Genomic DNA, 25096 nt, shown 5'->3' on the forward strand with positions numbered 1-25096 from the left:
AAGAAAGAGCCTTCAAAACAAAATTTGTACAGAAGGCTCTTAACATTGAACAATTTTTAATCGATGATATGTGCCACAACCTGAATTTGATTTTCCGGGTGCTCATCTTTAGAAATTCTTTGGATGCGGGCTTTTACAAAGCGTTGCAAACCAACGGTGAAAAGTTTGTAGAAAATTCTGTTTTCTGCTTTTGGTATGTAGCCTAACTTATGGTCTTTGTAATAGATGGCGACTGCTCTTGCATCATATTTGTTGTCAGCATCCAGTTTGAGCTTTAGTTTGGTTCCAATCTTCAAATCTTTGAAAGCTAAAGCGCCATCGTAATAAGTAAATCCGGCGATCTGGAAATTGGCGAGGTGTTCTTTTTTAGTATTCATTTTATTTGTTTTTATTCTAAAATAATTGCATCATATTCTTCCAAAAGATTGACTTCTTTGCCGGTAATTCCTGCAATATCACCCGAAACGATGGAGAGGTTTTCTTTCATAATGCTGATGTCTTTTTCACGTTTTGCCCATAGCTTTTGGGTTACCTTTTTCTCTGCATCAAGTTGTGAAAGCATACCATCATAAATTTCCAGAATTCTTTTTGTTTTTTGAGAAAACTCACCACTGGTAAAGTAGCTGTACAAGATTTCCATTTTGTCGCCTCGGTTTTCGTTGGCTATTTTTACTTTTTGGGTTTCAATTAAAATCTGGCGAAGTACGACGACCAAAGATTTTACTTCCTGGTAAGAGCAAATCCAGATTCCATTTTGTACATCAAACTTCTCAATATTTTTGGGTAATGTTTCCGTAACCAAAACTGCGATTTCTGCTTTTGCATTCAACTGGTCTTGCTTTAATTTGTCTAGCCATTTTTGGTCAAAATTTTTGGTACGCTTTGTTTCATAGATTATTTTACCGCACATTTGAAGAGCATCATTATTTACAGTCTGCAAAACATCTGCTCCTAAAGTACCCTTCTGTACTTCATCAATCTTATCCCATCTGAAATTTTCCTGAAGAAAATCTTCCAAAGCCAGCTCTAGAACTTCGCCTTGTAATTGCATAGAGCCTTGTTCCTGTTTGCGTTTCATTTCTTCGGTCAGTTTCTTTTGGTCTTCCAACTGTTTTCTCATTGTCGCCAACTTTAATTCACCCTCATCTTCCAGCTGCTTGCTGATTTTTTCTTTTTCTTCAAGTATTTTTTTATTCAGTTCTTTTTCAGATTCGGCTTTGATGGCATCTCTCATTTCAGATTTTTCTCTTTCGAGTGTCGAAATTTGAGCCTGCATTTTATTAAATTCTTTTACCTTCTCTGATTTTTCAGCAAGTTCTTTCTGTAGAGCATCTAGACTTTCTTTATTTTCGTCCTCAAGTTCTTTTTTTATTTTTGCTGAGATTTCCTTCTCTGATAGTTTTTTAGCTTTTTCTAAACGTTCTGCAAAAAGGTCGCTCTCTTCTCTTTTCTTTTTTTCAAATTCCAATTTTTGCTTTTCTAAATTTTCCTTCTCGACAGATAATTCTTTTTCCCTGAGTTTTGCCTTCTCTTCAAACTCATTTCTGATGCTGTCTTCAATCTGATGCTTAAGTACATCATTTACATCAATAGATTTTCCGCAGTGAGGGCAAGGAATGGTAGTTGAATTTTTCATAATAATTACTTTTGTTTATATTAATGAAGCAAAAGTAAAATCCAGCAATGCAGCGGATGTGCATAGTTGGACTAGATTTATAATCATCCAATATTTATAGTGTAAATAATGTCGTGATGGATGTCTTTTTTGATTTTAAATATTGTATTCACTAATGTCATCTCTTCAGATTTTAAATACTCTACTGGTTTTAATCCGTGTGCAATTCCACCATCAATCCTTACGCTGAAAGACATTTCACCATTCTTAAACTGAAAGAATCTGTAATGAGGCAAACGGTCTTCGTTTATAAGATTTATATTGAAATCAAAGTCTTCCGAAATCTGGTATAAATCATTTTCATAATCATTAATAGTTTTGTAATTGTCTAGAATGTAATAAGGTTCTCTATTGTTTCTAAAATCATTCTCTGATAAATGAATTCTAAAATCACCAATTGTTATATCAGAAATCGTTTTAATTTCATTAATAAACTGCAAGAGTAAACGCATTGAAAATTCGGATTGGTTGTATTTATCAAAGTAATCTACGGAGAAGGTTTTGCCCTTGATTTTATCTATCAAATCCGATTTATTTTCAAGGTTATGGAACATCGATTTTGCAAGACTATCACTATTAGAATTAAAGGGTAACGATCCCACTCTGGCTTCAAAGATATTGGCAGTAAATGTTGGTAGAATAAAGTTTTCCAAAGTTATATTTTCTTGTTCTACCACTTTGTAATAAGTGATGTTTGTATTTTTCAATATCTTATTTGCAAGGATTGGGTAGCCTGCTTCTGCTATGTAGGAAATGACTTGATTATTATTCAAAACAACGGAAAAATGCAGTGGGCAATTTATTATTTTATGAGAAGTTCCTTTTTTTAAATTATATAGAGCTGAAAGTTTATGAACAGAAATTTTTTCCTGATGATTATGGTATTCCAAATTACCTTCAATGATTAAATTTATTGTGATCCTATTTCTTTTCAATTCTTCCAGATCGTGCAAGTCATCAATGTCCCAATTAGAAATTTCATTATTGATATGGATATTAATCTCCTTTACACCTTGATGGTATTGCAAACTGATCACTTCATTGCTTATGGTTCCAAAAATATTTGAGATAGAAAGACCAGTATTTTGAAGATTTTCGGGCACTTGGTTTGTATTTGCAAAACGAAGCCAATCACAGGCAATATTTCTGTTCAATTCTTCCAGATGCCATTGCGAAGAACGGTCTATCAAACATTTCGTACAAGCCTTTGTACAATCGCAATTGTTTAAGGTGTGATATGCATTCCTCAATATTTCTTTGGTGTACATAGAAAATTGCGAAGAGTAGCCTGCTCCTCCTTTTGCAGTATCGTAGATGAAAATCGTATTGTAGCCTTGGTAAGTTTTGATTCCGAATCCTAATTCACTTTCTTCAATGGCTAAAAATTCTGCCAAAGATTTTGTAAAAATCACACCCAAAGTGTACATCAAAGTTTTATCATTCACTCTATGTCCTTCTGCATCAAGAATACGAATTTCTGTAAAATCTGTTTTGAATCTTGCCCCTAAAATGATATGGTCTTTTTGTTTTCCGTCACAGATATTTTCTCCATCATTATTTTTCCCACCTCGCAATCTGTTGTGACCAATTAATTTTTCGTCATTGGTTTCTACCCGTCCGCAAGTTGTACATAGACTATAACCTTCTCCATCGCCCATATTGTAAAACAAGATTTCAGAACTATCATCGTCTGTAGACCGTATATCTATAATGCTACTTTGGTTGTTATTCCAAGGTTTAATATTCAATAACAAGGGTTCCAAATATTGCGGTTTTGACTTTTCTGAAATAACACGAGTAGGTCTTTCAAATAAATCTACTGCAAATCCTACGGGCTCTACAAGTTCTGTATATCTACCTCGATGCTCTTTTAAATCTATTCCAATTAAAGAATCAGTTGCATTGCAATGCTCACAGCTATCATCCAATTTGTTATTCAATGAAACGATTCTTTGGTACCCACAGTTTCTACAAGCTTGCACGGCATTTTTCTCTCCTTCTTGTCCCCAGTTATTCTTCATTATAATACCTGCAGATTTGTAACTTAATCCATCTATCAAGACACTATTTCCTGGTGCAAACTCTGTTAATGCATTCGCAAGTGGATACGTTGGGTTTTGAATAATCTTCTGGTTATTATTTTTAATATCGTCATAAGTTGTTTTATCAAAATCGACAATTCCGGTTGGTAATCCAGCGTTGGGTAAAAAACCGTTTTCGGCAAGATAAGTGAGAATATATTTTTTTAGAAATTGATTTTTTCGATACTTTATTGCTTTGTAAGAAGTGCTGTTTTCCCCATCTGTTTCCAACAATACACCAAGTTTTTCTTCAAAACTTCTAAATTGTTTTGTAACATCGGTCACTATTTTCATGAAATTATCAAATACAGAAAATTTTAACTGAACAGAATCTGTATTTTCAAGAGGTGTTCCTTTTATAAGATGCAAAAGGTCTTCTCTGTAATCTGCAACAGGCAAATCAGATAACCAATTCAAAAATTCCTGACCGAGATTAGGCTGTTCCCCAAAAAAGAATTTTTCTATATTTTCTTTGATGTTTAAGCCTTTATTAGCATTATTTCTTATAAACAGACCAAACAATAATGAGTTGACGTGGCGCAAAACAATATTCTTGCTGTCAAATTTCAAAATTGGCGGCGCTATTGGGTGCTCCAAAGCCCATTTTGGGTTATTCATTGTTCTCAAACCTATTGGGTTGGGTGCGCAAAATGTAAGTGCAAGCGATTTACTTTCAGCTCGTCTCCCAGCTCGTCCGGCTCTTTGCAAATAATTGGCGGGCATTGGCGGCACATTACTCATCACAACAGCTGAGATTCCGCCGATGTCCACGCCCATCTCCATCGTTGTGGAACAGCTCAAAATATTGATTTCTCCTTTTTCAAACTGATCTTCAAGCTCATCTAACCGGGATTTTTGCTGTTGCGCAGAATGTTCGCCTGCAAGGTATAATTTTTCATTATCGAAAATTCTTTCGTGTAAATCATTCCACAAGCCTTTTTCTCTGGCTTCCGTGCTATTTTCGTTTAACCAATTATTAATTTCCTCATCATTTAAATTTTCATTTTCAGCAGATAAATGAAAAGGATTTGGATAAACAGGAATTTGAATTTCTACTTTATCTTGAATTTTATAATTCTGAATATTCTCATCCGTCAGAGAACCTTTCATCCAAGGCGTATAATCTCGGAAAGTAGCATCTAAAAGTCGGTTCGTGATAGGACAAAGCGTTTCTCTGCCTGCAATTTCAAGTTTTGTTTTGCTAAAGAAATCTAATTTGTAACCATCTCCATCTTTGATTAGAATTTTCGCTTGTAAAGTTTTCCAGATTCTTTCTAATAAATCATTTAATTGGCTTTCTCTTACAGCATCTATAACATCGTGATTATGCCAACCTAAACCGGCGCAAATTAACAAAATCAATCGGGGCTGAATCTTTGAATCAGATTTATACAACTTCCATTTATTTTTTTGTTCAGATAAACTTGGAAAAATTAAATTGGGTCTGTATAACTTAGAATTGAATCTACGCATACCATCATCAAAAGTAAAATTGAAACCATAACGAACGACATAATCTGCAGCAATTTTCAGTAATGCTTTCCATTCTTGAAGATTGATATTCAGCAATGAAGCTTCGTCTGGTAAAATAATAGTATCTAAATCTGGGTAAACCACATTGATTAAACCGAGATTTTCCAATGACCTTTCTCTTCCAATTCTTCTAGCAAACTGACCGTACAATAGGCTTTTAGCATAAACTTCTGAATCTCTTTCAAAATCTTGTCCTTTTGCTGCTTTGTAGAAAAGTGTTTTGAAACCGTGCTTGGTTTTGATTTCATCTATAATTTCTTGCCATCCTGTTCTGGTTGCTGTATGATTGATTTCATTTGCTAATAGCCTTTCAATTTCTGATAATCTGGCTTCGATTCCTGTTTTTAAAAATGGAGGTGCAGTTTCTAATTCTTCTGTTCTATAAACTCTTTCCTGTAAAAGTTCGTCAACAGAAAATCCATTTGCTTGATGAGCTAGTTTGCTTGTCATCAAATGATAAACCTGATACCGAATCCAATCAGTTTCTGCATCAATGTTAATTAAAGCTGAGATTTTTGCTGTGCCTTGTCTGCTGTCGGTAAATGAAATATATTTTCTGCCGTCGTACAATGTTTTGGTTGTGGGATTAGATGAGGGTTGGGTTTCATCTAAAACAATATCTGATAAAATACGATTGGTAAACGCAGAAGAAATCCGGAAATGAATTGATTTTTCATTTTGATTTCCACAATGAGGACACTTGCAGTCATCAATTTTTAATAGATTTTCATTTTCATATAAAATCTTCCCTTCTTGATTGATAGAACATTCTATAAAATCTTCGTTTATTAGTCGCTGAGTGGTATTTTTTTTTATAAATCTTATGATTTTTGGTGAAACATTGTTTGTTGTTTCTTCCTCATTTTCCTCATCAATTTGGAAGGCTTCGTAGCCGTTGCTGGCTTTTTGCGAGATTTTATTGTCTTTCTGTTCTCCTTCCATCATCATATTTCCGCAGCTATTACAGGCAATTAATTCCAACATCGGGAAACCACAACTGCAATGGGTTTCTGCAATGGTTGTCATTTTCCCCAAAGCTTTTCTGGGAATATGCGGCTCTGTGCAATTGGCGTTGGTACAAACGTAAACGCCACCAATTCCTCTTGTGAAAAAGTGACCTCGCAATGGTAAAAGATTTTTGCCATTGATGTTTTGCTCTGCAAGAATGTCCATTGCTTCAATCTGGTCTGTTTTGTTTTGAATACCTAAACGTTGCCCGATTTCTGTATTGGTTAAACCCGAACGATTCAGCAATTCATTGCTTAGATTTTTAATTTGATTTTGATTTAAAACTTCAGAAATATTGGGAATATTTTCATCTGGCAAATCATTCACTCTGAAACCTGTTATTACTTTGATTTGGTTTTCGGAAATCCCACATAAATTTGACATAAATTTTCTCAAAACATCAGCATTACCATTTCCTACTGTAGCAGAAGTGATGGCGAAACGTACATTTTTTATATCAACCTTGAAAGCTGAAATCACTCTTCTGATGAGCAATGCCATTTCTGCAGCTTTAGAACCCGTCAAAGTATGGGCTTCATCTAGTAAAATCCAGCGTAGTTTTCCTTCAGATTTTTCTATGATGGGAACATCTGCATTACGAACCAACATATATTCTAACATTGTTGGGTTAGTAAACAAAATTTGTGGTGGCGAATTTCTAATTTGTTCTCGTGAAATAAGTTGCGGTTTTGCTTTGTCTTTTTTTTCGATGCTGGATTCTCTATTTTCTGTACTTCCTGTGAGCAAAGCATAATTGATTCCTCCCAAAGCATCGCACCAAGCGTGCATTCTCTTTTGTTGGCTTGCAATTAAAGCATTTAGAGGATAAAGAAAAATAGCGTTTACACCTTCTTGGTTTCTGCTGTTTTCATAAATATCTTGTAAAACGGGCAACATAAAACACTCCGTTTTTCCAGAACCTGTTCCTGTGGTTACTGCGATAGATTTGTTTTCATTTAATAAAGATTTCCAGCTTTCTATTTGGTGTTTGTATGGAAATCGCTTTTTTGGGAACTGAAATTCCGGATTTTTAATGGAGTCTAAGGATTTTATAAAATTGGAATGATACAAAGAATTGGTATTCTCAAAACTTGTTTGCGATTGCTCCCAAGGAAACATAGCTTGAAAAACAACATCTGCCATTATAGGCTCATCAGCTAAAATCGATTTGAAATAATCTTGCATCTCTTTGTCTCCTGTAGCCCAAAGTGAAAGGATAGAATCTGTTAAACGATTCTCTGCTTTTGTATAAAAATTTTTGAAATTCATAGGTGTTTGTTTTTTAAGATAATACTTGCAAGATGATTCTGTTGTAAAATTCTGGCGAGAGATATTGCGCATACTGAATGTTTCTTCGTATTTGTTCCCGGAAATCGTTGCCGCCCCAAATAGGGAATTCTTTTTGAACATTTTTTATTGATTCAGCGACTGCAATCGGCGCTTTTATCAATAGAGAAAACTTTCCGTAATTGTTTTTGGGGATGTCGTAATAATGAGTTACATTAGGCTTCATATCGGGAAGTTCTTTCAAAACACGTTGTCCCAAATTGGCTCTTATTTCATCTACAAAAGGATTATAGACTTTTTGAGTAGATATTTTTTGATTATTAAAATATTGAATAAGTTGGGACAAATTATTCTCACACATATATTTTGAAAATAATTCAACAACTTTTGTAAATGATTCATCACCTTTTGTAAAATATCTATCTACAATAAATTGAGATGTTTCATTAATCGAAATTCCCCAGTCTTCTTTTTTTACCCAATGGAAGCAGAAACCTAAATCTTTCTCAAATTCCGGAATTATTCTCTGGATAAACTCATCAGGATTTATATGATTAATACCTAAAAAAAAGAAAACTCTGGAAGCTACAGCAGAACTTCGGGAAACCGCCCTTAACTGGTCGAAGGTAGAAAAGGGAATATTCTGGTTGATGCAAATAGTAAAATAAGCTAAAACTTCTTTCCAAATATTAGAATTAAAATCTGAGCTATTGAGCTGATTATGATACAATTCTATCCTTTCGTTTTTGCCAATACCTTGAAAATCATTGTCAGTATTCACAAATCTTGGCATCAAATGCCTGTTTTTTTCATAAGAGGAGATAATGATGTATTGACTGGTAAAATTAGTCTGCGTAATCGTATAATTATTATCTTCTCTAAACAATGGAATTAAATTGATTTTCTCTGCCGAACAATTGAGCGGAACGGCGTACAAAGAAAGGTCATCGTCAGAATTCCATAAACTTAATTTTCCTTGAGATTGATGTTCTACATTCAAAGAATGCGTAAAGCCTTTCAAAAAATATTGTCTGCAAATGCCGTCTTTTTGTAATTCTATACTGACCATATTTTCGTGGTTCATAGCATCTGCCAAATAGTACAAACGGATAAGCTCATCCCTGAAAGAAATCAAAGGTTGCGCTTTCAAATGCAATTCTTTTGAGATGATGACTTCTGGTCTTAGAATATTTTTAAATTTAATAATGACAGTTTCATTGGTTTGGCTTAGGATTCTGATGCCGTGCAAATGATTGAAGGTAAGATGCGTTTTCTCTGGGATAATTTTTCCATCTTGGTCTATGAGTGTCATTCCTACAAATGGCGAGGCGATTTCAAAATACAAACTTTTTGAGTTGCCCTTTTTTAAACTTGCGAGAATACTGTTTGGTATTTTATTGTGTAAAGTGTCTACCGAAAGTTTGTATGATTGATTTTTTGATTGTTCAAAGACTTGTAAAATAGGTGTTTCTTTAATCTTAACATCAAAACTAGCATTAGAAATAGACAATTCTGCTGAAGAAATACTTTGGTTCTGAAAATCTATTCTAAGGTTTCCTAAATTATAAAAACAGTCGTAAGCGATAGTTTGGTCTCTCAGAATTTTTAAATCGATACAACCTGCCGGAATTTGGTTTAATTCTTTGATATTATCCCATTCTTTAGCAGATTTTGTTTTTAGAAATATTTCGTAATCATTGAGTTTTAAAATTTCATTTTGGTCGTTATAAACAATGATTTTCGGGATAGATTGCACAACTACCATATTAGATTTTACCATCCATTTCGGATTTTGGCTGATAATCGTCCAATCAAAAGAACATACATTGCTGGTGTAATGTCTTGTAAATGAATCATTGCTAATTTCAATTTGTCCTTCAAATCTGACCCAATTAAAATTTAGATTAAAAATACTCAATACTTCCGATTCTCTTTGATATTTCCAAGTTTCAGGGAACAAAACGGCGGCCGTCTCACTATTCGTGCTATTTCCTTTTATCAGTCGCCACTCGTTATCAGAAAAAGGCGCCCAAAGCGTAGGTTCAGAAAAATCCGGAATCAAGGTGATAAAATCTTTTACTTCAATTTTTTTATCATTCACAATTACATAACAATTGGGCAAAAGATTTTCATTGGTCCAATCTTGCGAAAGCTGATTGTTCCAATCTGTTTTGTAATTCCCGCTCAGCATTCTTTGGAAAACGCATACCAATTGGTCATTAATGAAAAACTGATAACTTTTTTCAGTCACTTCAAAACCCAAAATATGTTCTAAAGATTCTTTGGTGTAATGAGCTCCTAAACCCAATCGCAGACTTAAATTTGTTTTTTGCGGGTCACTATTTAATAACCAATAATTTTGAATTTTGGAAACCCTCTCTTTTTTTTGTAAATGAACTTTTCTGTCCCTTAATTCTTTTGTGATTTTTGTGATTGCAACATTAGAATTCAATAAATCATCATACGTATTTTCGTCATTTAAAATTGATTTTACAATTTCTAAACAATTTTCATAAACAATATCATTCCTGCTGGAAGGAGGCAATAAGTTCGTAATCTGAGGTTGAAACATAAAATCTTCTATACTTTCTGGCTGTTCCTCTAAGACAGCAAGTAAGAAATTCTTGTAACTTCCTTCGTTTTCAGAAATATGCTGAATTGGCAAACCACCTTGCAAAAGCAATGTTCTGAAAAATAAAACATTCTGTTTTTTCAACCATTTTACACCCAAAATCTCTGCTCCAGTTTTGGCTTTTTTAAAAAAACTTTCGCAATCAATTATCTTTTCTACTGTACTTCCCAAAGATTGAAAAATAACTTCTTTGCTTGGTTTTCCTCCGTTGTAGCATCTTTTCCACCATTCGGCAAAATACAATGCAGTATCGATAGGGTTTATCCTATTTTTATTTTCACAAAGAGAAAAAGAAGTTTTCAATTGCTGAAATTCAGTATTTGATAATTGAAACTTCCACAAAGGATTTCCAAAATGATTTTTAATATTTCTGGAAATTAAGATTTTATCAAATTCGCTCATTGGTTATTTTTTACAACATTAAACATCAACTATGCAGTAGATCTGCATCATTAAAAATTACTCATTTTCAAAACTCTTTCTTTAATCTTTTTAACTAAAGCGACAGGCTCCAAAACCTGCATATTTTCGCCAAAAGAAAGAATAAGAGATTCTAATTCGTAGTTGAGTTTTAATTCAAGATTTAAAGTATTTCCAGACATTTTCTGCGAACCGTGGATTGGTTTAGAAATGATGTACGGAAGAATATTGTCTGAAAGTTTTATCGAAATTTTTACTGCATTTTCTTCCAGATTATTGCTTACACCTACGATGTCTTCAAAATATTCGTTGAAATCAATTTCATTGTTAATGAAGGTTTCTTTTGAATTTTTAATACTAATAATTCTGTCTAATGCTAAATTTTGAATGTTTCCAAATTGGTGATTCCATCCAAATAAAAACCAACGGTTATTGTACTGCTTCAGGTAATATGACGAAATTATAAAATGGGATTCTGCATCAGATTTGAAGCTTTTGTAGGTAATTTCCACTGATTGATTTTGTGAAATATATTGGTACAAAACGTTTAGAAATCCTAAGCCTTTCAAAAATTCATTCTCCTCAAAACCGATGATTTGACGAGTATTTTTGTCTAAATCCAAGCCCGATTTCAATTTAGTTTGCAAAGAATTTACCCAATCAAAACCTGGTAACGAATTCATTCTACTGAGTGTTTCCAATGCTTCATTCAAAATGTTTAGTTCCGAATAACTTAATGGTTTTTTCAGAATTGAAAAATCTTTTTCTGAATAACGATAATATACTTTTCTCCCTTCTTTGTAAGATTCTATCGGAGCTTCAAATCCGCCATCGCTCTTCATAAAATCTATATCATCAAAAATCTGACGCCGAGAAACTGTAGTTTCTGTGGTATTGTGTTCAGATAATTTTTGTGAACAATACTCAATTAGATCATCGATAAAAAAATTTTTGTACGGATTGGAAAAACATTTATCTAATGCTTTGTAACGAAGTTGTGCGTTTTTATTGGTTGCCATTTTTGACTTAGAATTACTTATCGTAAATCTATAAAAAACAAACTCTTCGAAAATACGGGAAACCGTAATGAGTCAAAAAAAATCAAATAAAATGATACGAAATAATATATATTTAGTAGCAAAGCTCGCTTCTACTAAAATCTTTCCGCAATAAAAATCATCGTTGTAAAAGTAATTATCAAATATTTTCGAAGAAGGTTCCTCGTATACAAGGAATGCACATTAACGATTAAACAGTTTTTAGAGTATTATGTATTTAAAAAATTATCATCTTCTTTATTAAATCGTAGATATTACTAAAGGAGGACAAAAGAAAAAACGGAAAACCATAAAACACTAAAAAAATTAGCAAAGTTTAATATTCAAATATGTTAAATTAAAGCTTTTAATTATCTTTGCTTTAGAAAAAAATTAAATCAACGTAAAGCGTAAGCTATCGTATTGGTAACAGAAAACCGCTAATTTTCAAAACAATCCAAATTCGATAGGCTTACGCCCGTGTCTTATATAGGCGTGGGCTGTAAGTTCTATTTGGATTGTGGGTTCTTAGCGGTACCTCTGTTACAGATTGGCTTCCAGTTCCACGCTTTCTCATTTTAAATCCGAAATACTGGGACTGTATTTCAAGCCAATACACAAATGAAATCACAATCATCTCTTGAAAACCAAGACTATTTTGTAGTTCTTGAAAAGTTCATTAATTTTTATCTTTTTGGTAATTCAGTAAAACCGAAATTGATTTCGGAAAAAGCTTACCCGTTTAATCCTGAATTTGTAAAACATATCGAAGAAATCACGGCTGATGGCAAATCTGACATTAAATCAGCGATCTTTTATTTCGAAAATATTTTTAGAAAATTTGTTGTAAAATCAACGAAATCTGACCGCATGAATTTGGTATTGTGCTATATGGAAAGTAATGTCAGAACAGCCAAAAAGATCCTCAAACTTCTGAATCCAAAAAATAATTTCAAAGATGATCAAGAATTCCAGGAAATTGAAATGGCGCAGAAGCTCGTTCATCAAAAGGAGATTCCTGAGGAGATATTGATGTTTATGAAAGGGCATTTTTCCGAAATTTTGAATTTTATTCCAATGAGTGCGAACCATCTCTCAAAAGAACAATATGAAAAAATACGACAACATTTTCTTCGACATACTGACTATGAAGAAATATTGAAGCAATATGCTAGTAGAGATACGCAAGCTTCTTAAAATTACCTAAAAACATAGATAATGAAATCGAAATTAATTTTAATCACATTAGCATTTTCTCAAATTCTATTTGCTCAAAAATCAGATTGCTCCGATTTGAAAAATGAACTAAAAAATAATAAAGAACAAATTTTAGAACTCAGCAAGCAAGTAGATTACTACAAAGAAACTTTGAGTCTTTTGAAACCAATTCGAACTGTAAATATTGATGGGATGAAATTAGACATTGTGAAAGTAAATGGTACAAAATTAAGTAAGACAATTTCTGTCACTTTTATTTATCAGAATACTGAATCTACTGCGAGAAAATCTTTTCAATGTGAAGAAGCTTTTCTAATTGATCCACAGGGAAATCAATTCCAAACCTCCGAAGTCCTTGTTGCCCCAAACAAAAGAATTAGAGCACAGAACATTTTACCAGAAATACCAACTAAAGCGACTATGACATTTTCAGTGGCTGATTTAAAACAAACTGATTTCCCTATCATAAAGATTCTAACTCTGAAAGTATACGCAAAAGATAACAAGAGTAATCCGTACAGTGCTGTTTTTGAAAATATTCCTGTGGTTTGGGAATAATATGTTTTCTCTGTCTATAAAAATTTAATTTAGTGAAACTGAGGAATAGAATCACTCAAATTTTTTTGTCAAGATTTAAAAAAAAGCTGCAAACAATTACTATTTTCCTATAACTAATAAAAAATATAATAAATACTGTAAGAATTGATTATGTTAGAGCTACTCGAAACAGAAGAACAGTATGAAAGCTATATAAAGAGGATATATATTTTGATGAAGATGGATTTGAAGGAGGATTCTGAAGAATCTGAGGAACTGAAATTTTTATCAATTTTGGTTCAAAATTATGAACAGGTTCACTGTAAATTAGAAGCCGAATTCGATAAGATCAAATCAGTAAAATCATTAAAAAATTGACAGTTAATGTAAATAACGAGTTCCGAAGTTTTTTCCCCTTTTGCAAAAAAGGCAAGAAGGTCTTTGTACCCAAACTTGAAAAGTTTGTGGGTACAAAGACACATCTTGCTATTCACACCGATTTTTTATAAACTATTCGCAAAAAAAATTAAGAGATAAGAAAAAAATCATAACACCCTGATTATCATTGTGTTAATTTTCTATTCTTATTTTGAAAAGTGTCGGAAATTTAAAATAAGATAAAAAGAATGCAGAAAAAAGAAAAAAGAATTAATTGTCTTTTTATAACTCTAAAAAACACATCTACTTGGCTATTAAATTGTTAGTATTGTAACCTTGCACTTTTCTAGGCAGGTTGGGGAGTACAACCTTGTACTATATTAGGCAGGTTTTGTGAGAAACCTAGTACTATTTTAGGCAGGTAGTGAATTACAACTCCGTACTTTTTCGAGCAGGTCACTGAAATCCACCTAGTACTATTTTAGGCAGGTAATGAATTACAACTCCATACTTTTTCGAGCAGGTCACTGAAATCCAGCTAGTACTATTTTAGGCAGGTAATGAATTAAAATTTCGTACTTTTTCAAGCAAGTAAGAAATGGGGTTAAGCCTGTATGTTTTTCTAATAAAATTACAAAGCATGATTTGATTATTTTGAGCTTAATAATTTCTAATTTTTGTTGAATTCCAAGAATATAAAGTTTTTTTTCTCCGCAGTATATTTTTTAAAATAGAAATTATACGAGTCAATCTTAATAATTACGACAGCTTATTTTTTAGTATGTTGAACAATTAAGACCTACATAAGACTAAAGTAGGACTTAGCAGGTGTTTTGTTTTTTTTTTAGAATACTAAAGAAAGCTATCCACTTTTATTATTTATTTATAAAAATTAAATATTTAAAAATATTTATATAATTAAACAAAAAAAAGCCAGCTCAAAACTGGCCTTAACAAGGGATTTTAGAAGATTATTACCCTGCAATTTACGGCTATAATATCCCTAAATTTGGAAATAGCATCCCAAAACTCGGTATTATTATCTATAAATGAGGAAAAAATATCTTGAATTAGGGAGAAAAAAACCTTAAAGTAGGAATTAATATCCTAGCTATTTTAGAGTCGGGCATAAACCTCTTTTAGGAAACTCGAACCTTTTAAATTTATATCAATTTTACGTTTTATTATTTCAGCCATTTCTTCATATCCCCTTACAATATATAAACTGTTTATTGCACTGAACTCATCTTGACTTAAATCTCTTGCAGTTTTAAGGTATTTCATTGACCTTTCTCTACGTATATCTTCCGCTATTTTATGTTTTTCAGTTTCACCAACTAGAAATTTATTTTTCTGAATGGTAAATTTAAATATATCATTATTACAGGAATAATTAAAGCTAATATCACTATAACTATCTAAATCATTCTGCACACTCTTTATGAAATCTCTTTCAAACCTGCTACGGCCCTCATATTTACTTTTAGAAATGTTAAGTTCTCTCAGAAGTTGACTATACTCTCTGATAGCAAATCCTCTTTTCTTAAATGGGGACAGCCACAACAAAAACTTAAGCGTATTTTTGGAAGAGGCTTTAAATGGTAGTTCTTGTTTTACTGAAATATACGGACTCATATTCATCAAATACTTTAATACAGTTTTATGAATTTTGAACGAAATATTTTTGAGATTATATCTAGGTTCGATAATATACGGAAAGCTTTTAAATGTACTGGTTAGATCGTCTTCAAGTCTTAACCATTCACTATCAGCCATTTTATTTATGGCATTTTTGATACTTATATTTTTCAGCATTATGTCTGACTTAAAGTGTTTGAATGTAGCAGTAAAGTCAACCGCTTCTTGATTTGGCCACGCTTCGAGATATTCTTCGAACGTAATTGGTGATTTAGTGAAAGATGCATCTCCTTTTGGAGCAATAAAAAGTGATTGATCCCCCTTAAGCGCTGAAAGAATTACGAAAATAATCCGCTGTTCTATAAGTGTGGTTTCTCTAGTTGCAAGAAAGCTTCGGAAGTCCTTTGAAACTAAAACCATCTTATGATGCTTTGGAGTAAAAATATTATCTGTATTCATAAAATTATTTTTTTCGATAAGCATATTCTATTGCTGCACTCTCAATTGATGTTCTCGCTTTTACTGAATTTTGCAATAAATATTTATCAATTATTTCTTTGTCGAAAAAGACCATTTTTCCATTTGGTTTGGAAAATTCGATTTCTCCTTGAGATGTGAGTTTATATATATGAGATTCTTTAAATCCGCTGTAAAAACTGAAGTCTTTAACATTGAAAACTTTTTTTGATAGGTAAAGCCGTTCCTTTAAGTCTGAGACTTCTTGAAGAACCTGATTAAGCGCTGTAATAATGATTTCTTCTTTGTTCATTTTTTTTTGCATTTATTTGTTTTAATGAGACAAAAGTCAGCATTGGAAATACAACATACAAGAGAATCAGTGTGTTGAAGTCTAAAGACTAATAAATAACTTTAAAAACTACTTTTTTTGAAGTTTAATTTTACCAGAATATCTCAACTTTCGTACAAGCATTCATTTTTTCAAAAATTCTATCTATCAGAAAAAGCAGAGAAATTCTCTGCTTTCCAAAGGTATTGTCATAAAAAAAAATCAAATTTCAATTTTTAATTCCGGAATCATCTCAGCCGCCTCTTTCATTTTCTTATCAACTATTTTGGCATAAATAGCAGTGGTTCTAATTTCCCGATGTCCCAATCTTTTGGAAACTGTGTAAATATCCGCTCCGTTTTCTAAGAGCAAGACAGCATTTGTATGCCTAGCAGAATGGAAGGTAATGTGTTTAGGAACTCCTGCACGGTTGCACCAACGTATGATTTCAGTATTGTAGGTCATACCATATTTCAAGCCCCTAAAAACTCTGTCCTGCTGGTCTTGCCTTTCTCCAAGCAATTCTCTCGCTTGCTTTGAGATATATAAATACTCAACACCATCAGTTTTTTCCTGACGGAAATTCACTTTGGTCACATCGCCCTCATCACGTACTTCTGACCAAACTAAAGTATTAATATCTGACCAGCGCAAGCCGGATAAACAAGAAAAAAGAAAAGCTCGTTTTAATACAGGATATTTACATTCTGACTTAGCTAAGGATTGAACTTCCTCAAAAGTCAAATATTCTCTCTGACTTTCTGCTTGCTCAAAAGATTTTATTTTTGAAGCGTAATTGATAGTCAAATAGCCATCATCAAAAGCATTCCTAAGGCAGCTTTAAATTTATTGAAATAAGAATATTTAGAATTTTGGGACAGTGGTAAATCACTTTTTGTCCGAGCTATATTATCAAAATAGGACCTCACTTTTTTGACTAGATTTTCATCAATCTCATCGAAAGTTAGATTTTTCGAAATAATCTTTTTTAAATGTTGGTGAGTTGAAAACCAGTTGCCGTAATTGTTGGAAGAATCTTGCTCTTGTTTCTCTTCAGTTTTCTCAGCAAAGTAATTTAGAAATGTTCTTTTTGATTTAGTGGTGTTCTTTAAATCACATTTCCCTTGTACAAACTCAGCTTTACGAATAGACAATACATTTTCAGCAAATTCAAGACTTTGCTTATTATGTTTCTTTTCAGCTGGTGTTTTTGGGTTTAAAAAAATGTAGGTGTCTAAATTTTAAAAACTTCGGAGATGTCTTCTTTTACCTTCCTCCGAAATTTCAGAACCACGATAATACTCGATAGAAAGGCTGATTCTACTATCTTTCAGTTTTCTTTTATTCAATGCTATTTTCATAATTTGTCTTTTGTACCTTTTTGTACTACTTTACACCAATTATTATTTTGAAGTAGTACATATGTGGTAACAAAAGTATAAACAAACTCTGACAAAAGAAAATAAAATTTACATAAAATGCTGTAAATCAAATAAAAGAAATCAAAAGAAACTAAGAGAAAACGGATTTATTTCCCGATACAAAACTTCGAAAAAATATTCCCCAAAACCTCGTCATTGCTAAACTCCCCTGAAATCTCACCAAGATATTCCAAAGCGTTTCTCAATTCATAGGCGAGAAGTTCTGTTGTGATTTGAGATTTGACTGCATCTTCAACTTTGCCGACAGATTCCAAAGATTTCTTCAAAGCTTCATAGTGACGTTGGTTGGTAATAATGACGTTATTTTCTTCCGATTTCAAATGCTCTACGAAGGAGGACAACTCATTTTTCAGATCCTCAATATTTTGATTTTCAACGGCAGAAATTTTTATAAAATCGAAATCAGAAATGATTTCTTTCCGAAAAGCCAGCTCTACCAAATCATATTTTGTAGGTATCACTTCATCGATTTTAGTAGCACAGATGATTAGTTTCAAATCTTCTCTCAACAGAGGTTTTAGAATTTCAAAATCTTCCGAAAAGTCTTCTGTTGCTGCATCAGCCAAATAAATTAAAACATCCGCAGAATCCACTTTTTCCTTTGCTTTTTTTACGCCGATTGCTTCTATCTCGTCCACAGTTTCACGCAATCCGGCGGTATCAATTAACCTGAAAGCATTCCCTTTAATGTGCAGAATTTCCTCAATTGTATCTCGCGTTGTTCCGGCAATATTGCTGACAATTGCTCTTTCTTCCTTCAGCAAGGCATTTAGTAGCGTGGACTTTCCCGCATTTGGTTTCCCGATGATCGCAACCGCAGTTCCATTTTTGATAGCATTTCCGTATTGGAAACTGTCTATCAAAGAACTTAATTTTATCTCAATTTTATTTAATAATTGGTTCAGCGCCGTTCTGTCAGCAAATTCCACATCTTCTTCCGCAAAATCAAGTTCGAGTTCAATTAAGGATGTGAAATTTAAAAGGTCATTTCTAAGAATCGAAATCTCCTGCGAAATCCCGCCTTTCAGCTGATTCAAAGCCACTTTCCGAGACGCTTCGTTATCAGAAGCAATCAAATCTGCGATAGATTCTGCCTGAGAGAGATCGATCCGTCCGTTCATAAAAGCGCGCATCGTAAACTCTCCGGCTTTCGCCATTCGAGCGCCATTTTTAATCAAAACTTCCAAAAGTCTTTTGGCAATGTAAGGCGACCCGTGAAAAGAGATTTCCACAGAATTTTCCGTCGTAAAAGTCCTTGGCGCGTGGAAAACGGATAGCATCACTTCATCAATTACCTCATTTTCATCTTTTATAAAACCGTAATGAACTGTATGAGAATCTACTTTTTCCAAGTTTTTTCCTTCAAAAATCTTGTTCACGATTTCAAAAGACTGCGCTCCGGAAATTCTGATAATTCCGATGGCGCCTATTCCGTTTGCCGTTGCTAATGCACAGATTGTATCCTGATTCATCTTGCAAAGTTACGTGATTTTGAGCAATTTTAGGAGCCGGGAACCTGCTGTCCACTATATCTTTTTTATTTTTCCGACGATTCGTATAAGAATCATTGTTGCGCAAAAAAAAATAAAAAAGGATGCCGTTTCCATCAGGGCTAGGGATTTGTCTTCAGATCCAGGTTTGACACAAGATATCAAAATAATTTGTATTCTACTTTTGCTGCGATTAGCGTTGTGGCGTTCAGGATATTAATTTCAAATGTTTTAAGAACTATTTTATCCGTAATTAAATCAATTATAATAAAATTATCGTTATCAAGCAAAATGTAACATTTCAAAAGATCACAAATGAAGTACAGCTTCTAATTCTTATCTTTGCACGAAATTTTTTAAGACAATGAATGCATTTATAGAAGAACTGAAATGGCGCGGACTTTTTTCTGATATGACGCCGGGAACGGAAGAACAACTCGATAAAGAATTGACGAAAGCCTATATCGGATTTGATCCCACAGCAGATTCTTTGCATATCGGAAGTCTGATTCAAATTAAAATCCTGGCACATTTCCAACAGCACGGTCACCAGCCAATTGCCTTAGTTGGCGGCGCAACAGGAATGATCGGCGATCCGTCCGGAAAATCTGCTGAGCGAAATCTTCTAAGTGAAGAAACTCTACTCCATTATGTGGATTGTCTGAAAAACCAATTGTCAAGATTCTTGGAGTTTGCTGGCGATGGCGATAACAAGGCGATTCTTGTCAACAATTACGATTGGATGAAGAATTTCACTTTCCTTGACTTTGCTAAAAACATTGGAAAGCACATCACTGTAAACTATATGATGGCGAAAGATTCTGTGAAGAAACGTTTCTCCGGCGATTCCGGAGTGGACGGCATGAGTTTCACCGAATTTACTTACCAGCTTTTGCAAGGTTATGATTACCTCCACCTTTTCCAAAACGAAGGTGTCAAACTTCAAATGGGAGGTTCTGACCAATGGGGAAATATCACAACCGGAACAGAATTAATCAGAAGAAAAGCCCGTGGAGAAGCCTTCGCTTTAACGGTTCCGCTGATTACAAAAGCAGACGGATCCAAATTCGGAAAGTCAGAAAGCGGCGAAAATTACTGGTTGGATGCTAAGAAAACTTCGCCTTACAAATTCTACCAATTCTGGCTGAACGCCACTGATACAGACGCAGAAAGATTCATCAAGTTCTACACTTTCCTTCCAAAAGCAGAGATTGAAACTTTGATTGAGGAACATTTAACCGCACCTCACGAACGTAAACTTCAAAAGAAACTGGCTGAGGAAGTAACAATCTGGGTTCACGGAAAAGAAGAATTTGAAAAAGCGGTAAAGGCCTCTCAGATACTTTTCGGACAATCGACAGCGGAAGATCTCGTGAGTTTGAACGAAGAATTGTTCCTTCAGGTTTTTGACGGCGTTCCACAAAAAGAATTGTCAAAAGCAGAAGCAATTGGAACTAATATCGTTGATTTGATTTCTGAGAAAACAGGTTTTTTAAAATCCAAAGGCGAAGCCAAAAGAGAACTTGCCGGAAATTCAATTTCTATTAATAAAACTAAAGTCGGAGAAGATTATTCAGTTTCCGAAAATGATTTGATCGATGGAAAATTCTTGCTTATTCAAAAAGGGAAAAAGAATTATTTCATTGTGAAAGCTGTTTAGAAATTCAACAGATAAAAATTTATATAACCACTTTCGAGTGGTTTTTTTGTAACCAAATTTCAGAATTAATTTCAAAATAATGTTATCTTAGTTTTTCAAACACAATCGATGCATCCCTATTCCATTAGCTTTCACGAAAGTGACAACTTAGTATTCAAAATAATCTCTGTTCTTCTTGCCCTTTTTGTTGTTGGGACTTGGCTTTACAATTCTGCCCACGTGAAATTGATTTTGCGATTAATTGGTGCCGGGATCAGTGGTTTCGCAAGTTATTTTGTTGCGATATTTTTCTTCGGGATCTTGCAATTTTCGTACACCACAGTAAAAGATAATTTCAACCCAAACAAACAATTCGCAACGATCTTAAAGTATGAAAAACACATTAGTAAATCCACTTCCAGAAGCGGAAAAAGCATAGGCTCACGAACTCGAAGAAATACTTTTTACCGACCTTTGTTAGAATACAGAGACACCAATGGAAATCTCAAAAAAACTTTCGGAGATGTCTCTTTCAGTGCAAACAATCAAAAAGCGGTTGGCGATAAAATAGAAATAATTGTAGAAAATAATGAAGCAAGGATGATAACGCCCATCAAGAATTTCACCTTTGTGATCAACATTGTAGTGCTGTGTTTTCTCATCATTTTCTATTATGTTTTTTATAATTACGCCAAGACCCAATCCTTTGAAAACGTAGGAACAGTCGCTCTTGCCATATTTGGTTTTGTGATTTTTCCCATTGCTTTTGGGGTTCTGATTTATTTATTTTTAAATATTGGCTATGAATATTTTTTGCTTAATAAAAGACACACCAGCAGAAATTCTGCAATATTTTTATCGGGATTGGGAATTTTTCTTGCGCTTTGTTTGGTTGGTTATTTCCGGATTTTAATTGAAAACTTATTTCTCAAAAAACGAAAAAAATCAAAGAAGAAAAAAGGAATATATTGAATGAAATATTATTGATAAATTCAACCTTATCAAATTAGCGTGGAGAAAAAGGTAAATTTTTGCGCAAAAAAATTCATCTTACTGCTTTTGCTATTCCTTTACGAAAAAAAAGATTTTGAACAAGGTTATCAATGGGGATTGTTTACCTATAAAGATCAAATTGGACAAAATAATAATAATCAAACTACTGAAATAACGTTTCATACCGGTGGTGAAACAGAAGAATTAACAACTTATGAAAGATATAGGATAAGGACATCCTTTTAAAGCAATAACAATAGATAGACTTGAACGAAAAACATCACACAAGGAAGAACTGAAGTTTGGTTTATATTGCTAAATTTAATTTTTGGGTTCTTTTATTATTTTATTGTTTACAGATTAATTTTGGTTCCAGCTCTTAAATTTTTCAAAAGAACAATGATTGACGACCCATCAATATTTATAAAAAGAGAAGACTAAAAATGATGAAATTAAAAACAATTCTATTCTCCTTGCTCCTTGCTATTTTAAGTTGCAAAAAATCTGATGAAAACACTGTAAACACAGAAAAACAAGTTCCTGTTGTAAAGCTCAGTTACAAAGATTTTTTAAACAACATTCAACAAAAAAACGAAGAAGAAAAGAAGAATTATTTTTTCAAATACATCAATTCAGAAATCCCAGAACATTGGCAAAATACACCTTGGAGTTTTGGCGGAACTTCGCGCGAACCACAGAAAGGAAGCATTGCCTGCGGATATTTTGTGACCAATATTTTGAGCGATTATGGTTTTGATATAAAAAGAGCATATCTCGCTCAGCAAGCCTCTTCTGTGATGATTAAACAGCTGTGTACCGACATCAAATATTTTTCTAAGCGAGAAGATTTGGAAAATTATGTTTTAAACAAAGAAAGAAATCAAGTGTACATCGTTGGTCTAGATTTTCATACAGGTTTTGTGACGCGGGAAAATAAAGACACTTATTTCATTCATTCCAATTATATTAACCATCAAGGTGTTGTAAAGGAAAATACAGCTACTTCAAGAGCACTCAACGCTTCGAAGACTTTCATGATTGGAAATTTGAAATATCCTTTGAGATGAGTTATTTTAAGTCAAAAATTTTAAACTATTTCTGATATTAGTTATCTTTGTTTTATGGACTTACAATATCTCGTACGAGAACCTCAAAATATCACCCCCGAAACGCCGGTCTTGTTTCTAATTCACGGGTACGGAAGCAATGAACAGGATCTTTTCAGCTTTATCCCGACTCTGCCGGAAGATTGGTTGGTCGTAAGTTTCCGCGCACCAAGAGATGCAAACAATGGCGGCTATGCTTGGTTTGATATCGATTTTATGAGTGAAGAAAATTTTCTTAACGAACCTCAAGCCGAAGCTGCCGTAAAACAGGTTTTGGAAAATATTTTGAAAATCTCCAACCATTATGGTCTGACCAACAACAAAACCCATCTTTGTGGCTTCAGCCAAGGTGGAATGATTGGTTATTCATTGGCATTGCATTATCCGGAATTGTTTTCTAAAGTGGCTCTTCTAAGCACTTTTCCCGAAGACCGATTGTTGAAAAACATAGTTAGAGACAAGAAAAAACTGGAGCATCTGCGATTTTTCATTTCTCACGGAACTGACGACGCTGCAATCCCTATTGAATGGGCAAAAAAAGGTGCCGAATTGCTGTACGATCTCAGCGCTTACTTTTCTTTCAGAGAATATATGGCCGGACACGGCGTAAATCAGAAAAACTATATAGATCTGATGGAGTTCTTCAAGAAATAATCAGACTTAATAACACAAAAATCCCGACCATTACTTAAATGATCGGGATTTTTTATGTGGAATTTTGATGCAAAATTATTCTAAATTCTAACATCTAAACTCTAATTTCTACCTTAAGAATTCATCAGATCTTCAATCTCCTCCACCGTAATCGGAATATTGGCCATCAAATTAAATGGCGCTCCGGAAGCTTGAATCACGTAATCATCCTCGATTCTTACACCGAAACCTTCTGCCGGAATATAAAATCCTGGTTCGTTTGTGAAAACCATATTTTCTACAAAATCATCCGTCAAAATCCCGTAATCGTGCGTGTCCAATCCCATATGATGAGACGTTCCATGCATCATAAATTTCTTGTAAGCCGGCCATTTTGGATCTTCGTTTTGAACATCAGCCGTGTCGATTAATCCCAATTGAAGTAATTCCGCTGTGTAAACTTCGCCCATTTCTTTATGGAATTTATGCCAGTTATTTCCTGCAACCAAGCGTTGTTCTGCCTCCACTTTACATCGCAGAACCGAGTTATAAACTTCCTTCTGTCTGTCGGAATATTTTCCGTTCACAGGAATTGTTCTGGTCAAATCGCTTGAATAGTTTGCATATTCTGCACCTACATCCAAAAGAATCACATCGCCATCTTTACACTGCTTATTATTAGCAATATAATGAAGAACATTGGCGTTATTTCCGCTTGCGATGATTGGCGTGTATGCAAAACCTTTGCTTCTGTTTTTTACAAATTCGTGGATCAGTTCAGCTTCAATTTCATATTCCCAAACATTTGGTTTAATGAAGTTTAACAATCTTCTGATTCCTTTTTCTGTGGTGTTGCAAGCCGTTTGAATCAGGGCTAATTCTTCTGGCTCTTTGATACTTCTTAAACGCTGAAGAATGGGATTGCTTCTCTTGTAATTATGCATCGGAAAATCTGCTTTTATCTTTTTGATAAAGCGATCTTCGCGCGTCTCGGTCTCGACAGAACTTCTGTAATGTTCATTTTTATTAAGGTAAACATTCTCCGCTTCGTACATTAATGTCTTGAAAATCTTATCAAAATCACTCAGCCAATAGACAGTTTTGATTCCTGACGTTTCAAAAGCCTGATCTTTATTCAGTTTTTCGCCTTCCCAGACTGCAATATGATCATTAGTTTCTCTTAAAAATAAGATCTCGCGGTTCTCTTCCAAATAAGCATCAGGGAAAATTACCAGAATACTTTCTTCTTGATCTACGCCGCTGAGATAAAAAATATCGCGGTGCTGCTGAAAAGGCATTGTAGAATCTGCGCTGATGGGATAAATATCGTTGGAATTAAAAACTGCTAAAGATTTTGGCAATAATGAATCCGCAAATTTCTTTCTGTTTTTTACGAATAATGAACTCGGAATCTGTTCGTATTTTGTCGTCATTTCAATTGTTGATTTAAATTAAATACCGCATCTACAAAAAAGAATTGGTAAAAAGTGTTCCAAATTTACAAAACCTAAAAAGATTAAATTTAAAACCCGGACTTAAATTTTTCATAAATTACGATTTAA

General features: G+C 33.6%; 19 protein-coding genes. 8 read left to right on the plus strand and 11 right to left on the minus strand.

Features of this window, described 5'->3' with window-relative positions; genetic code table 11:
* Positions 1 to 56: 56 nt before the first annotated feature.
* The 5 genes from LUD75_RS07375 to LUD75_RS07395 all read right to left on the minus strand — a co-directional run bounded on the left by LUD75_RS07375 (position 57) and on the right by LUD75_RS07395 (position 11655).
* Positions 57 to 377, minus strand: a complete 321-nt coding sequence (locus tag LUD75_RS07375) for an HIRAN domain-containing protein (RefSeq protein ID WP_232705042.1) — start codon at positions 375 to 377, stop codon at positions 57 to 59.
* An 11-nt stretch (positions 378 to 388) separates the two neighbouring features.
* Positions 389 to 1636, minus strand: a complete 1248-nt coding sequence (locus LUD75_RS07380; RefSeq protein WP_232705043.1) for a DUF2130 domain-containing protein — start codon at positions 1634 to 1636, stop codon at positions 389 to 391.
* 83 nt (positions 1637 to 1719) lie between these two features.
* Entirely contained in the window at positions 1720 to 7638 is a 5919-nt protein-coding gene (locus tag LUD75_RS07385) for a DEAD/DEAH box helicase (RefSeq protein WP_317207314.1), read from the minus strand.
* Positions 7580 to 10618, minus strand: coding sequence for a hypothetical protein (locus LUD75_RS07390; protein WP_232705044.1), 3039 nt, complete (start codon positions 10616 to 10618; stop codon positions 7580 to 7582). Before LUD75_RS07390 ends, LUD75_RS07385 begins: the two co-directional genes overlap by 59 nt.
* A 50-nt stretch (positions 10619 to 10668) precedes the next feature.
* Complete coding sequence (locus LUD75_RS07395) at positions 10669 to 11655, minus strand: WYL domain-containing protein (protein ID WP_232705045.1); 987 nt, start codon at positions 11653 to 11655, stop codon at positions 10669 to 10671.
* A 639-nt stretch (positions 11656 to 12294) separates the two neighbouring features.
* Between LUD75_RS07395 and LUD75_RS07400 the strand changes: the two genes are divergently transcribed.
* The 3 genes from LUD75_RS07400 (at position 12295) to LUD75_RS07410 (ending at position 13806) form a co-directional block, all read left to right on the plus strand.
* Positions 12295 to 12870, plus strand: coding sequence for a hypothetical protein (locus tag LUD75_RS07400; RefSeq protein ID WP_232705046.1), 576 nt, complete (start codon positions 12295 to 12297; stop codon positions 12868 to 12870).
* Between the two features lie 21 nt (positions 12871 to 12891).
* Positions 12892 to 13449: a hypothetical protein gene (locus LUD75_RS07405; protein WP_232705047.1), complete on the plus strand. Its 558-nt coding sequence runs from the start codon at positions 12892 to 12894 to the stop codon at positions 13447 to 13449.
* A 150-nt stretch (positions 13450 to 13599) separates the two neighbouring features.
* Positions 13600 to 13806 (plus strand): hypothetical protein, encoded by a 207-nt coding sequence (locus LUD75_RS07410; protein WP_232705048.1) that lies wholly within the window; start codon positions 13600 to 13602, stop codon positions 13804 to 13806.
* Positions 13807 to 14922: 1116 nt separating this feature from the next.
* On the opposite strand, the gene LUD75_RS07415 is transcribed toward LUD75_RS07410, so the two are convergent.
* From LUD75_RS07415 to mnmE, 5 genes are all read right to left on the minus strand, one after another.
* Positions 14923 to 15903, minus strand: coding sequence for a replication initiation protein (locus LUD75_RS07415; protein ID WP_232705049.1), 981 nt, complete (start codon positions 15901 to 15903; stop codon positions 14923 to 14925).
* Positions 15904 to 15907: 4 nt separating this feature from the next.
* Positions 15908 to 16213, minus strand: coding sequence for a helix-turn-helix domain-containing protein (locus tag LUD75_RS07420; RefSeq protein WP_232705050.1), 306 nt, complete (start codon positions 16211 to 16213; stop codon positions 15908 to 15910).
* 240 nt (positions 16214 to 16453) lie between these two features.
* Complete coding sequence (locus LUD75_RS07425) at positions 16454 to 17038, minus strand: site-specific integrase (RefSeq protein WP_232705051.1); 585 nt, start codon at positions 17036 to 17038, stop codon at positions 16454 to 16456.
* Positions 17035 to 17385, minus strand: coding sequence for a phage integrase SAM-like domain-containing protein (locus LUD75_RS07430; RefSeq protein ID WP_232705052.1), 351 nt, complete (start codon positions 17383 to 17385; stop codon positions 17035 to 17037). Before LUD75_RS07430 ends, LUD75_RS07425 begins: the two co-directional genes overlap by 4 nt.
* A 374-nt stretch (positions 17386 to 17759) precedes the next feature.
* On the minus strand, positions 17760 to 19145 hold the full coding sequence (gene mnmE, locus LUD75_RS07435) for a tRNA uridine-5-carboxymethylaminomethyl(34) synthesis GTPase MnmE (protein WP_232705053.1): 1386 nt from the start codon (positions 19143 to 19145) through the stop codon (positions 17760 to 17762).
* 382 nt (positions 19146 to 19527) lie between these two features.
* Here mnmE and tyrS point away from each other — a divergent pair, with 382 nt between their 5' ends.
* The 5 genes from tyrS (at position 19528) to LUD75_RS07460 (ending at position 23555) form a co-directional block, all read left to right on the plus strand.
* A complete protein-coding gene (gene tyrS, locus LUD75_RS07440; RefSeq protein WP_232705054.1) occupies positions 19528 to 20823 on the plus strand; it encodes a tyrosine--tRNA ligase in 1296 nt (431 codons plus the stop codon).
* 108 nt (positions 20824 to 20931) lie between these two features.
* Positions 20932 to 21774 (plus strand): hypothetical protein, encoded by an 843-nt coding sequence (locus LUD75_RS07445; protein ID WP_232705055.1) that lies wholly within the window; start codon positions 20932 to 20934, stop codon positions 21772 to 21774.
* 39 nt (positions 21775 to 21813) lie between these two features.
* The gene (locus LUD75_RS07450) at positions 21814 to 22041 is read left to right on the plus strand and encodes a hypothetical protein (RefSeq protein WP_232705056.1); all 228 of its coding nucleotides are present in this window, start codon (positions 21814 to 21816) and stop codon (positions 22039 to 22041) included.
* Between the two features lie 197 nt (positions 22042 to 22238).
* Positions 22239 to 22862: a hypothetical protein gene (locus LUD75_RS07455; protein ID WP_232705057.1), complete on the plus strand. Its 624-nt coding sequence runs from the start codon at positions 22239 to 22241 to the stop codon at positions 22860 to 22862.
* Between the two features lie 54 nt (positions 22863 to 22916).
* Positions 22917 to 23555, plus strand: a complete 639-nt coding sequence (locus LUD75_RS07460) for an alpha/beta hydrolase-fold protein (RefSeq protein ID WP_232705058.1) — start codon at positions 22917 to 22919, stop codon at positions 23553 to 23555.
* 113 nt (positions 23556 to 23668) lie between these two features.
* Here LUD75_RS07460 and LUD75_RS07465 read toward each other — a convergent pair whose 3' ends face one another.
* Positions 23669 to 24967, minus strand: a complete 1299-nt coding sequence (locus LUD75_RS07465) for an aminopeptidase P family protein (RefSeq protein ID WP_232705059.1) — start codon at positions 24965 to 24967, stop codon at positions 23669 to 23671.
* Positions 24968 to 25096 lie beyond the last annotated feature (129 nt).

Origin of the sequence: Epilithonimonas sp. JDS (genome assembly GCF_021261315.1) — a bacterium.
Taxonomy (GTDB): Bacteria; Bacteroidota; Bacteroidia; order Flavobacteriales; family Weeksellaceae; genus Epilithonimonas.